The sequence below is a fragment of the Pseudomonas sp. NPDC089406 genome (assembly GCF_044900265.1).
Taxonomy (GTDB): domain Bacteria; phylum Pseudomonadota; class Gammaproteobacteria; order Pseudomonadales; family Pseudomonadaceae; genus Aquipseudomonas; species Aquipseudomonas fakonensis.
This window is the reverse complement of sequence record NZ_JBJDNC010000074.1, coordinates 8764-21045: the sequence shown is the minus strand read 5'-3', so window position 1 is coordinate 21045 and position 12282 is coordinate 8764. Positions and strand designations below refer to the sequence as shown.

The window sequence follows — 12282 nt, the reverse complement described above, 5'->3', positions numbered from 1 at the left end:
GTTGCCGCTCGGCCCCCGGCCGCGGCGCTCGCGGCGGCGCCCCCCCCCCCCCCCCCCCCCCCCCCCCCCCGCCCCCCCGCCCCCCCCCCCCCCCCCCCCCCCCCCCCCCCCCCCCCCCCCCCCCCCCCCCCCCCCCCCGCTCCTACAGGGGATGCGCCAGGCGCAGCAAGATCATTTACAGGTCAGATATCCAGCTCCAGCGCCAGCAACTCCTGCACAGTCTGGCGGCGGCGGATCATGCGCAGGTTGCCTTGCTCGATGAGGAACTCCGGCAGCAGCGGGCGGCTGTTGTAGTTCGACGACATCGACGCGCCATAGGCGCCGGCATCGTGAATCACCAGCAGGTCGCCGACCTTGGCCGGGGGCAGGTTTTGCGGGGTCAGCTCCTGGTCGTTCTGGGTGAACACATCGCCCGACTCGCACAGCGGCCCGGCCACCACGGTGGGCTGCAGCGCACCGGCCAGCGGCTGGCCGTCGGCGTCGTACAGGCTCATGCGGTGGTAGGCGCCGTACATGGCCGGGCGCATCAGGTCGTTGAAACCGGCGTCCACCAGGATGTAGTTGCGCTCGCCCATCTGCTTGACCGCACGCACCTCGGCCACCAGGTAACCGCTCTCGGCTACCAGGTAACGCCCGGGTTCGATCTCCATGCGCACGGGGTGGCCGAGCAGGCTTTCAACTTCTGCGCGTGCCACTGCCCAGGTGCGGGCGTAACGGGCCAGGTCAACCGGCTGGTCACCGTCGCGGTAAGGCGTGGACAGCCCGCCACCGATGGAGAAAGCCTCGATGTCGGTGCCCAGCTGGCGGATCAACCCGACCATGGCGCTGGCTACGGCCTCCAGGTGCTGGTAGTCCACCCCCGAGCCGATGTGCATGTGCACGCCCACCAGGTGCAGGCCGTACTGGCGGATGCACGCCAGGGCCTCGTCCAGTTGCTCGTGCCAGATGCCGTGCTTGCTGTTCTCGCCGCCGGTGTTGGTCTTGCGGCTGTGGCCGTGGCCGAAGCCCGGGTTGATGCGCAGCCATACGCGGTGGCCGGGGGAGCGCTCGCCCAGCTGGCGCAGCATGTCGATGGAGCCGGCGTTGACCTCAATGCCGGTCTCGACCACCCGCGCCAGGGTCGGCTGGTCGAGCACGTCACAGGTCAGCACCACGCCTGCGTGCTCGCCACCTACCTGGGCCCCGGCGGCGAAGGCGCGTTCCATTTCGCCCAGCGACACCGCATCCAGCACCAGCCCGCGTTCGCGGATCAGGCGCAGCACGTGCAGGTTGGGGTTGGCCTTTTGCGCAAAGCGCACGCTGTCGAAGTGCTGCAGCAACTGGTCGATGCGCTGGTTGATGGTGTGCGCGTCGTAGGCCCACAGGGGCGAGCCGTGTTGGCGGATGGCGGTGGCGAGCAGGGGGAAGGTCATGGGGCGGTCCTGTGAGTGGATGCACCGAGCATGAGGTAATTATTGGATTCATAAAAATAGCTATTTTTATCTTAGCGATTCATATTTGATATGCATCCGTGGGCGGGGCAGGTGGGAGATGAATGTCTGAAAGTTGGCGCAATCCCTGTGGGAAGCGGCCTTGTGTCGCGATTGGGCTGCGTAGCAGCCCCGGCGATTTTGCATGATGCTCAGCCCCTGGGGCCGCTACGCGCCCCAATCGCGACACAAGGCCGCTTCCCACAGGGATCGCTCACCACGGGTAAGCCCGTTTCATTTGCCCATGCCATAAACCTTTGTCGGCCAATGTCCATGAACCTCACCCTGCGCCACCTCGAAATCTTCCGCGCCATCATGGCCGCCGGCAGCGTCACTGGCGCTGCACGCCTGCTGTTCACCTCGCAACCCACCGTCAGCCGCGAGCTGGCGCGCATGGAGCAGGTCACCGGGCTGAACCTGTTCGAGCGCGAAGGCGGGCGTCTGGCGCCGACCGCCCAGGCCTTGCTGCTGATCGACGAGGTGGAGCGCGCCTTCATCGGCCTTGAGCGCATCGACCGCTTCGCCCAGGCCATCCGCAACTTCGAACAGGGCCGGCTGGCCATCACCTGCCTGCCGCTGTTCTCGCAAACCCTGCTGCCCAAGGCTTGCCAGCGCTTTCACCAGCAGCACCGCGGGGTCAGCGTGAGCATTACCGCGCAAGAGTCGCCGCTGCTGGAAGAGTCGCTGGTGGCCCAGCAGCACGACCTGGGCCTGACCGAGGTGGAGCAGATACCGCGCGGCGCGGTGGGCGAGCTGTTGTTCAGCGCCGACATGGTCTGCGTGCTGCCCCAGGGCCACCCGTTGCAAGCCAAGCCGGTGCTGGCCCTGGCCGACTTTCACGAGGTCGACTTCATCAATCTGGCCAGCCTCGACACCTACCGCCAGCAGCTCGACCAGCACTTTCGCGCCGCCGGGGTGAACCGCCGTACGGTGATCGAGACCACCAGCGCTGCCTCGGTGTGCGCCATGGTGCGCCAGGGCCTGGGGGTAGCGATCATCAACCCGCTGAGCGGGCTGGAGGCGGGGCAGGGTGGTTTGCTGATGCGCCGTTTGAGCGTATCGGTGCCGTACCGGGTAATGCTGATTCGCCCCGAGCACCGGCCGGCGTCGGCGGTGGTGGGGCCGTTCTGCGCGGCGTTGCGCGAGCAGGCGCAGGCAATGGAAACAGCGCTGGGGCAGGTGTAGCGCTGGCCTGTAGAATCACCGGCGGCGACGCCCCAAACCCTTGCGGAGGCTTTTTTGGACCTTGAACCTGAACTGATACTGGGCCATCTCGACTCGCTGCCCGAGGGCCCGGGCAGCGTGGCAACCCTCACCCGCCTGCTGCTGGACGAACGCCATGAGCGTCACGAGGATATCGTGTTCACCCTGGGGTTGGCCGGCGACCCGGCGGCAGTGCCGGCCATCGCCACCGCCATGACCATCCCCTTCGCCAGCCTGGTGCGCTGGGACAACCTGCACGAGTTTCAGCGCAAGTGCGCCTACGCCCTGGCCCGTATCGGCACTGAGCAGTCCCGCGAAGCGCTGCAACAGCTGCTGAGCAGCCACGACCCCCACATCCGGCAGTACGCAGAAGAGGGCTTGAGCCGCTGGCCGCTCAAGTGAGCGAGGCGGGCGCTGCGGGCAGGCGGCGCGATTGAGGGCGTGCAGCGTTCATCCTTGCAGGCCAACTGCCGATAACGGCAGTTGGTTGTATTGTTCACTCGCGCAAGGACGCATGCCATGAACCCACCTGTTACACCTGCATTACCGCTTTTCCAAGGCTCCCGGCTGTTCCTCCTGCCACTGGTACTGATCGCCTGCCTGGCCGGCATGGTCGGGCCCATGCCATTGGCGATGATGCGCTTTCTACCCGGGGCCTTGAACACCGGCATGGAGGGTGTCTGGTCGCTGACCGGCAGCTACCACCTGGCGCTTGCACTGGCCTTACCGCTGCTCGGTTACTGCTGCGACCGGGTGCAACGCAGGCGGCTGCTGTTGTCTGCGCTGGTGATGCTTGCGGCCAGTGCCCTGGCCATGGCCTGTAGCTCTAACCTGGGGCTGGCCATGGCCTCGCGGGTGCTTGCCGGCATCGCCACGGCGGCCATCCTGCCCGCTGTGCTGGCCATCGTTGCTGACCTGCTGGCGCCGACGAAGCGGGTGGCGGCCCTGGGGTTGGTGGTAATGGGCATCACCCTGGGCACCCTGCTGACGCCGATGGTGGTTGGCATCCTGGCACAGTCGCTGGGGTGGCAGGGCCCACTGGTGCTGCTGGCAGCTGGCTGCCTGGGCGTCATGCTGCTGGCTGCGCGCTGGTTGCCCCGGGCGCCGACCCGGCAGGTGGCGCAAGCTGCGGCCGGCGCGTCTGGCCGCAGGCCGCTGTTGCGCCCGCTGCTGGCTCTGTGCGCCTGGTACGGCGTCGGTACGCTTGGGCTGATGGTGTCGAGCCAGTTGCTGATGTCTGATCTCGACTTCACCCTGCAGCAGGCGCTTTACGTGTCCCTGGGCCATGGGCTGGGCATGGCCGCGGGTAATCTTGGCGCCGGTTGGGTGCGCCAGCGGCTCGGCCGGGACGAGGATCAGGTGCTGTTGGCGGTGCTGTTGTTGGCCCTGTCGGTGTTGGCCTTCGTGCTGCTGCCGCGTTCGTTTCAGGTCGCGCTTGGTTGCCTGGGCATCTGGGGCCTGGCGCTTGGGCTGGGCCTTCCGGCGGGCCTGGCGGTGTTGGTCGGCCGCGCGGGAGCGGGCGCCGGCAAGGTGCTGGGTGGTGCGTTGGGTTTGAGCGCGCTGGTGGTGCTGGGCGGGCTGCCGTTGGCCTTGTGGTTGTTGATGATCGGCGGCACGGCAGCACTCGGGGTTGTCCTGGTGGCCGGGGTCGGGCTTGGAGTGTGCCTGGTGGTGGCAGACTGGTGGGTGACTCGCTGAGCCCTTTGTCGGCCTTGCCAGTTTCATCTTCAGGCCAGTGCCGTACCTGTAGGAGCCGGCTTGCCGGCGATCACCGGCACAGCCGGTGCCAGCATTCGCCTGTGCCGGCCCTATCGCCGGCAAGCCGGCTCCTACAGGGATCGCACCAGCTTTTAGACATTGAGCAAGACAGTTGCTCCCACGGCTATCGCGCCGGTTTCAGCTCGCATCCGGGCGCAGCGGGCAGGCCAGTGTCAGCCGGTGCAGCAGGGCTGCGCGCAGTTGCTGCAGGCCTTCGAGGCGTTGTTCGATCAGCGCCAGCTTGTCGCGCAGCAACGCCTCCACGGCTTGGTCCGGCGCCGCCGATTGCCACAGCTGTGCCACGTTGCTGCCGATCTCGTTCAGGCTGAAGCCCAACTGCTGCGCGGTGCGAATGAAGGTCACCAGTTGCACGGTATCGGCTGGGTAGTCGCGGTAGCCATTGGCCGAACGCTGGGCGCGGATCAGCCCGCGCTCTTCATAGAACCTCAAGGTGTCGCGGCTTACACCGCAGGCCTGGGCCAGTTCACCGATACGCACGCTCGTTCCTTGTCAGGGGGCTTGACCCTGGAGCTTACCCCAGGCTTTAGCCTGGCGCTCTCACTGACTGAAAAGGAGCAATACCCATGTGGAGCAAGGCCCGATACCGCACGCTGGTGCGCGCCAGTGGTGTCTACGACCTGGTGGTGACCGTGGGCTTCGTCACGCCCTGGAGCTTCATGCTGTTGCATGGCTGGCTGGGCACCTTGCACGACAGCCTGGGGTTTAGCGGGCATCTGCCGGCGTTCGATGCCCTGCAGATGATGATGGCCAACCTGATGGGGTCGATCGTGTGCGTGTGGGCCTGGTTGCGCATTCGCCACCCGCAGCAACGCTTCGGGCGTTATGACGCGGCGGGGCGGGCGCTATTCGCGGCATGGCAGTGGTATGCGCTGGCCCATGGCGCCTCGCCGTTGCTGTGGGGGGTGCTGCTGTTCGAGGTGTTGTGGGGGATAGCGCAGTGGTTGCCGGTCAGCTCGGAAAAACAGCTCACTGCGCTGCAACGGTAGGCCGTTGACCTGTATCCTTGCCGGCCCTGTGCCGATGGAGGCACTTGGCTATTGTTCCGTTGCGCAAGGACGCACTTCATGTACCAACCCGTTACTCAGCCGCACCCCCTTACCCGGATGCCCCAGCTGTTTCTGCTGCCGTTGGCGTTGATCGCGCTGCTGGTCGGCTTGGCCGAGTCCATGCCGCTGTCCATGGCACGGGCGCTGATCCAGGTGTTCGGCATCGACCTGGAGGGGGTGATGTCGCTGAAAACCAGTTTCACCTTAGCCTTCGTCATCGCCGCGCCGTTGCTGGGCCATTATTGCGACCGTATCCACCGCACAAAGCTGCTGCTGCCCGCGCTGGTCGTGTTCGCGGCCAGCGCCCTGGCCATGGCCTGTACCTCGAACATGGCTGTGGCCATTGCCTCGCGGGTGGTCGCAGGCATCGCGGCTGCGCTCATCCTGCCTGCCGTGCTGGCGATGGTCGCTGACCATACTGCCCCGGCAAGGCAAGTGGCGGCCATGGGCCTGGTGATGCTGGGCATCACCCTGGGCACCCAGCTGGGGACTATGCTCGCCAGTGCATTGTCCAAGCAGCTGGGCTGGCAAGGCCCGCTGATCCTGCTGGCTGCCGGCAGCCTCGGCGCCATGCTGCTGGCCGCGCGCTGGCCAGCGGCAAGTCAGCAGATGCCACAGCCACAGCGTGCATACGGTCGCTGGGCGCTGCTGCGGGCGTTGCTGGCCATGGGCGCGTGGAACGGCATCGGCATGCTGGGGCTGGTGGTGTCGGGGCAATTGAAGGGTGTGGAACACGGGTTCTGGCGTGAGCATAGCCCGCTGACTGTATACACCTACATTCTCGCGATGGCCGCGGGCAACCTCGCGGCGGGCGCGGTGCGCCGCCAGTTGCGCCGCGACGAGGACCTGGTGTTGCTGGCGGTACTGCTGTTGGGCGTATCGGTGGCAGCATTTGCACTGCTGCCGCCTGCGCTCCCGGCAGGGATGGTTTGCCTGGGTAGCTGGGGCCTGGCTCTGGGGCTGGGCGCGCCAGCGGGCACCGCAGTGCTCGTCAGCCGGGCGGGGGCGGACATCGCCCAGGTGCTGGGCTGGTCGCTGATGCTCAACGCAGCGGCGGTGCTGCTGGGCATGCCGCTGTGCTTACAGCTGCTGATGAGGCTGGGTACCGAAACGGCCTTGCTGGCGTTGGTGGCTGGGGTAGGGCTGGGGGTGTGCCTGGCGGTGGCGGACTGGTGGGCGACCCGCTGAGCATTGTGCGGGCCTTGTCGGCGAGGGGCGGCACCGGCTGCGCCGCTGATTGCCGGCAAGCCGGCGCCTATGGAACAAGTCACAACTCGTTGATTTAACGAAGATTCTGTGGGAGCGGCTTCAGCCGCGAACACCGGCGAAGCCGGTGCCATCTAGCGCGGTGCCTGCTTCGCGGCTAAAGCCGCTCCCACAGGTACGGCGCTTGGTTCGGGCTTCGCGCGATTCTGTAGGAGCCGGCTTGCCGGCGATGAGGCCGGTTCAGGCAGCACAAGACAGTTGCTCCCACAGGTGCCGGGGCGCGCTTGCGGCCGTAGTTCCCTGCGCGACAGCGCAACCCACAGGCGCCGTGGGTTTTGTAGCTGCGGGCTTGCCCCGCGCTTTCGGTGCCAGGCCATTGCCCGGTATCAGCACGGTCAATGTTGGCAGACGCAGCCGCATTCCCCCTCTAGATTCGGGTGGCGCACTGGAAGCCCCGAACAACAATAACGAGGGACCCGACCATGTCCACCGCCACCCAAGCGTCGAATGCCTGGCGCATCCTGTTTTTGCTGTTTCTGGCCAACCTGTTCAACTTCTTCGACCGCACCATCCCCGCCATCATCATCGAGCCGATCCGCCTGGAATGGCACCTGAGCGACTTTCAGATCGGCCTGATCGGTACCGCCTTCACCCTGGTGTACGCCATCGCCGGCCTGCCGCTGGCGCGCATGGCCGACACCGGCTCGCGCAGCAAGCTGATGGGCTGGGGGCTGATGGCCTGGAGCGGGCTGACCGCGGTGAACGGCATGGTCGGCAGCTTCTGGAGCTTCTTGCTGGTGCGCATGGGCGTGGGCATTGGCGAGGCTAGCTATGCGCCAGCTGCCAACTCGCTGATCGGCGACCTGTTCCCCGCCGGGCGGCGGGCGCGGGCGATGGGCATCTTCATGCTCGGCCTGCCGCTGGGGCTGTTGCTGGCGTTCTTCACTATCGGCGCCATGGTGCAGGCCTTTGGCAGCTGGCGTGCGCCGTTTTTCATCGCTGCCGTGCCGGGGGTGCTGCTGGCGCTGTTCATCTTCACCATTCGCGAACCCGTGCGCGGTGCGGCAGAGGCGGTGGCCATCGCCCAGGGGCCGATCGACCGGCCGCTGCGTCGGGTGTTGAGCGTGCCCACCTTTGCCTGGCTGGTGCTGGCGGGGCTGACCTTCAATTTTGCTTCATATGCCTGCAATTCGTTCATGGTGCCGATGCTGCAGCGCTACTTTGCGCTGCCCCTGCACGATGCGGCGGTGGCCACCGGGGTGATCGTCGGCTTGTCTGGCCTGGTGGGGCTTACGTTGGGCGGCTGGGTGGCGGACAAGGTGCACCAGCGCTTCGCCAACGGCCGCTTGATGTTCGCCGTGCTGAGCATGGCGGTGGCCACCCTGGCCACGGCCTGGGCGCTGCACGCCGGGCGCATCGAGCTGGGGCTGTTCGTGGCAGTGTTCGGGCTGGGCTGGCTGTTCTCGTACAACTTCTACACCTGCGTGTACACCGCCATCCAGGACGTGGTGCCGCCGCAGCTGCGGGCCACGGCCATGGCGCTGTATTTTGCCGGGCTGTACCTGCTGGGCGGCGGCTTGGGGCCGGTGGTGGTGGGCGGGCTGTCCGACCACTTTGCCGTGGCGGCCATGCAGGCGGCGGGGGAGGTGGCCATGGGCGAGGCGTTCAAGGCCCAGGGGCTGCATGATGCGATGTACCTGATACCGGTGGCGCTGCTGCTGACCCTGGTGTTTTTGCTGGCGGCTTCGCGGTGCTTCAGCCGCGATGCGCAGCGTATGCGCGAGGGGATGGTCGAGCAGGGTGAGGCGCCAGGGCGGGTTGCCGAGGCCTGATTTGTTTGGCGCCTGACAGGGCCCTATCGCCGGCAAGCCGGCTCCTACAGGGGAATGCGCGCCTTTGTAGGAGCCGGCTTGCCGGCGATAGGGCCGTAACATGCAGCACATCCCTCCAAGACCTGCACCCCGCACTCCCCTAGGTTCCTGACCCCCGCGAAGGCTCAAACACGCCGTTTATCCCAAAGGTGGCATAACGCCGTATGTTGGGTTGATGTTTGGAGTTGCGAAGCATTACCATTCACGCCTTCGCTCTGAATCAATTTAAAAGTCAGGAATTCACGATGGCGTCCCGCTTCCCGTCGCGCCCAGCCCTGCTGGCGCTTTGCTGTTCTGTAACGCTGATGGCGCAAGCCGCCGAACCGATCCAGCTGGACGCCACCGACGTCAACGCCGACGCCGTCAAACCCACTCCCAACACGCTGCCTGGCGAATTCGCCGGCGGCCAGGTGGCCCGTGGCGGGCAGATGGGGGTGCTGGGCAACCAGGACTACATGGACACGCCGTTCACCATGACCAGCTACACCTCCAAGGTGATCGAGGACCAGCAGGCCGAGGATATCGGCGACGTGCTGGCCAACGACCCCTCGGTGCGTGAGTCGTTCGGCTTTGGCAACCAGTCCAAGGTCTTCGTTATTCGCGGCTTGCCACTGGCCGGGGACGACATTTCGTTCAACGGCCTGTACGGCATTCTGCCGCGGCAGATCATGTCCACCGACGGGGTGGAGCGCGTTGAAGTGTTCAAGGGCCCCAACGCCTTCCTGAATGGTGTCAGCCCCACCGGCACCGGCCTTGGCGGCAACGTCAACCTGCAGCCCAAGCGCGCTGGCGACGAGCCGACCCGCCGCTACACCCAGGACATCAGCAGCGACGGGCGCATTGGCGAGCACCTGGATATCGGCCAGCGCTTTGGTGAAGACAACCGCTTTGGCGCGCGGCTGAACCTCAGCCAGCGTGAGGGCGAGACGGCCGTCGACGACCAGGACCAGCGCACCAAGCTGTTCATTGCCGGGCTGGATTACCGTGGTGACGGCTTCCGCGTTTCCACCGACTTTGGCTACCAGAAGCAGCGCATCAACCATCTGCGCAACTCGGTGCGCCCTGGAGAGGCCACGCTGGCCAACCCCGGCAATGCGACCACCATCATGCCCACCGCGCCAGGTGCCAGCCACAACTATGGCCAGGACTGGAGCTACAGCGAGTCCGAAGATACCTTCGGCATGCTCCGGGGTGAGTGGGACCTGAACGACAGCTGGACCGCCTACCTGGCCGGTGGCGCCCGTCATACCCGCGAGCAGGGCACCTATGGCACCCCGGTGCTGAATGGCAATGGGGGCGGCGCGACCATTACGCCGTCGGACATTGTCCACGGTGAGGACAACACCAGTTTCAGTGCCGGCCTGAATGGTCATTTCCAGACCGGCCCGCTCAGTCATCAGGTAGCCATGGGGGCCACCACCTTGTGGACCCAGGCCGAGAACGCCTACCGGTTCTATTCGCCGATCACCACCAACATCTACGACACGGTGCAGAAGCCCAAGCCCACCAATGTCACCAGTTGGGGCGGTGAAATGGGTGACCCGGGTGTCACCGGCAAGACCCGCAACCGCAGCATTGCCATCTCCGATACCGTCGGCCTGTTCGACGACCGTCTGCTGTTGACCTACGGTGTGCGCCGCCAGCAACTGCGCGTCGAGAACTATTACTACGACGGTACCTGGCCGGTCACCGCCAGCCGTCCGTATCGCGACGGCAGCCGCAACGGCGAACCTTATGACAAGGGCGTGACCACGCCGGTCTACGGCATCGTGTTCAAGGCCACCGACAGCATCTCGCTGTACGCCAACCGCATCGAAGGCCTGGCCCAGGGGCCGAGTGCGCCGGCCAATACCTTGAACGCCGGTACCCTGTTCCCGCCAGGGCGCACCAAGCAGCTGGAAGCCGGTATCAAGTTCGACAAGCAGACCTACGGCGCCAACCTGGCGGTGTTCCGCATCGAGAAACCGTCCGACGGCTACACCTCGGGCAATGTCTTCATTCGCGACGGCGAGCAGGTGAACAAGGGCATCGAGCTGAGCGTGTTTGGCGAGCCGATCGAAGGCCTGCGCCTGATGGCTGGCGGTACCCGCATGAGTTCGGAGCAGAAAAAAACCTTGAACGGTGCCAACGATGGCAACGACGCCATCGGTGTGCCGACCTTCCAGCTCAACGCCAGCGTTGACTGGGATGTCCCCGGCGTACCAGGCCTGGCGCTCAACGGCCGCATGCTGCGCACCGGTGGCCAGTATGTGAACGCGACCAACACCCTCAGCCTGCCCACCTGGAACCGCTTCGACGTCGGTGCTCGCTACAAGCTGAAGGTGTCGGAAAAGGACCTGACCCTGCGGGTGAACGTGGAAAACCTCACCGACAAGAACTACTGGGCCTCGGCCAACGGCGGCTACATGACCCAGGGTGATCCGCGCCTGGTGAAGTTCTCGGGCACTATCGACTTCTGATCGCTCCGCCCCCTGTAGGAGCCGGCTTGCCGGCGATCACCGGCGCAGCCGGTGCCAGCCACCGCGTTGGCTGCTTCGCGGGCAAGCCCGCTCCTACAGGACCGCGTGAAGCCAGATGTGGCGCTGCACCTGTAGGAGCCGGCTTGCCGGCGATCACCGGCATAGCCGGTGCCATCCACGGCGTTGCCTGCATCGCGGGGCAAGCCCGCTCCCACAAGGTATGCGACGCGCTGCTGATCCAACGGCAAAAGCCAATGCCCCAGGCCATCACCGACCTGGGGCATTTGCATTTCAAGGCATGCGCGGCAGCTCGTTGGGCCGCAGGTCGAACACCAGCACCTCGGCATCCCGGCCATTAGCCAGCTCCAGCAACTGCTCCTGCCTTACCCGCACCCCGTCACCTTCCTGCAACCGCCGGCCGTTCAGCTCGACACTGCCGCGGGCCACGTGCACATAGGCGTGGCGGCTTCTGGCCAGTTTCAGGGTGGCGTGCTCGTCGCCATCGAACAGGCCGGCATACACCCGCGCATCCTGGCGCACCTGCAGCGAACCCTGGTCGCCGTCCGGCGAGATGATCAGGCGCAGCTTGCCGCGTTTCTCATCAGCGCTGAAGTGCTGCTGCTGGTAGCGCGGCGTCGCGCCCTTGACCGCAGGCACAATCCATATTTGCAGGAAGTGCACCGGCTGCGCCTGGCTGTGGTTGAACTCGCTGTGGGCCACGCCACTGCCGGCGCTCATCAGTTGCACGTCACCCGGGCGGATCACCGAGCCGGTACCGAGGGTGTCCTTGTGTTCCAGCGCGCCTTCGAGCACGTAGGAGAAAATCTCCATGTCGCGGTGCGGGTGCTGGCCAAAGCCGTTGCCTGCGGATACACGGTCATCGTTGATCACCAGCAGGTCGGAGAACCCCTGTTGCTCGGGGTCGTAGTAGCCGGCGAACGAGAAGGTGTGGGCCGATTTCAACCAGCCATGGTTGGCCAGGCCGCGTTGGTCTGCGTTGCGAACGGTAAGCATGGTTCATCTCCTATGAGGTCAGGCCTGAGTGCCTTGTATGGAGTGAACTTTACTGTCCTTTGTCGAAGCTAAAAATCGGCTGTAGAGTGAATGACTGTCCTGTAGTGGTAGACAATCTTGCGCGCCTCTGTAGGAGCCGGCTTGCCGGCGATCACCGGCGCAGCCGGTGCCAGCCACCGCGCCGCCTGCTTCGCGGGTAAACCCGCTCCCACAGGATTGCGTGAAGCCAGACGTG

At 65.9% G+C, this 12282-nt stretch carries 10 protein-coding genes; 7 read left to right on the top strand and 3 right to left on the bottom strand.

Going from position 1 to position 12282, the window contains the following annotated elements:
- Window positions 1–182 precede the first annotated feature (182 nt).
- Window positions 183–1412, bottom strand: coding sequence for a diaminopimelate decarboxylase (lysA, locus tag ACI2KK_RS28470; protein WP_404671577.1), 1230 nt, complete (start codon window positions 1410–1412; stop codon window positions 183–185).
- Between the two features lie 330 nt (window positions 1413–1742).
- On the opposite strand from lysA, the gene ACI2KK_RS28465 reads away from it, so the two are divergent.
- The 3 genes from ACI2KK_RS28465 to ACI2KK_RS28455 all read left to right on the top strand — a co-directional run bounded on the left by ACI2KK_RS28465 (window position 1743) and on the right by ACI2KK_RS28455 (window position 4370).
- Window positions 1743–2654, top strand: a complete 912-nt coding sequence (locus ACI2KK_RS28465; RefSeq protein WP_404671576.1) for a LysR family transcriptional regulator — start codon at window positions 1743–1745, stop codon at window positions 2652–2654.
- A gap of 54 nt (window positions 2655–2708) precedes the next feature.
- A complete protein-coding gene (locus ACI2KK_RS28460) occupies window positions 2709–3074 on the top strand; it encodes a HEAT repeat domain-containing protein (RefSeq protein WP_404671575.1) in 366 nt (121 codons plus the stop codon).
- A gap of 117 nt (window positions 3075–3191) precedes the next feature.
- On the top strand, window positions 3192–4370 hold the full coding sequence (locus tag ACI2KK_RS28455) for an MFS transporter (protein WP_404671574.1): 1179 nt from the start codon (window positions 3192–3194) through the stop codon (window positions 4368–4370).
- 198 nt (window positions 4371–4568) lie between these two features.
- Here ACI2KK_RS28455 and ACI2KK_RS28450 read toward each other — a convergent pair whose 3' ends face one another.
- Window positions 4569–4928 carry a MerR family transcriptional regulator gene (locus tag ACI2KK_RS28450; RefSeq protein WP_404671573.1) on the bottom strand — a complete coding sequence of 120 codons (360 nt, stop codon included), beginning with the start codon at window positions 4926–4928 and terminating at the stop codon, window positions 4569–4571.
- Between the two features lie 86 nt (window positions 4929–5014).
- Between ACI2KK_RS28450 and ACI2KK_RS28445 the strand changes: the two genes are divergently transcribed.
- From ACI2KK_RS28445 to ACI2KK_RS28430, 4 genes are all read left to right on the top strand, one after another.
- Window positions 5015–5437: a hypothetical protein gene (locus ACI2KK_RS28445; protein WP_404671572.1), complete on the top strand. Its 423-nt coding sequence runs from the start codon at window positions 5015–5017 to the stop codon at window positions 5435–5437.
- Window positions 5438–5515: 78 nt separating this feature from the next.
- Complete coding sequence (locus ACI2KK_RS28440) at window positions 5516–6685, top strand: MFS transporter (RefSeq protein WP_404671571.1); 1170 nt, start codon at window positions 5516–5518, stop codon at window positions 6683–6685.
- 500 nt (window positions 6686–7185) lie between these two features.
- On the top strand, window positions 7186–8535 hold the full coding sequence (locus ACI2KK_RS28435) for a spinster family MFS transporter (RefSeq protein WP_404671570.1): 1350 nt from the start codon (window positions 7186–7188) through the stop codon (window positions 8533–8535).
- A gap of 284 nt (window positions 8536–8819) precedes the next feature.
- Window positions 8820–11033 carry a TonB-dependent receptor gene (locus tag ACI2KK_RS28430; protein WP_404671569.1) on the top strand — a complete coding sequence of 738 codons (2214 nt, stop codon included), beginning with the start codon at window positions 8820–8822 and terminating at the stop codon, window positions 11031–11033.
- Between the two features lie 291 nt (window positions 11034–11324).
- On the opposite strand, the gene ACI2KK_RS28425 is transcribed toward ACI2KK_RS28430, so the two are convergent.
- The gene (locus ACI2KK_RS28425) at window positions 11325–12047 is read right to left on the bottom strand and encodes a pirin family protein (RefSeq protein ID WP_404671568.1); all 723 of its coding nucleotides are present in this window, start codon (window positions 12045–12047) and stop codon (window positions 11325–11327) included.
- Window positions 12048–12282 lie beyond the last annotated feature (235 nt).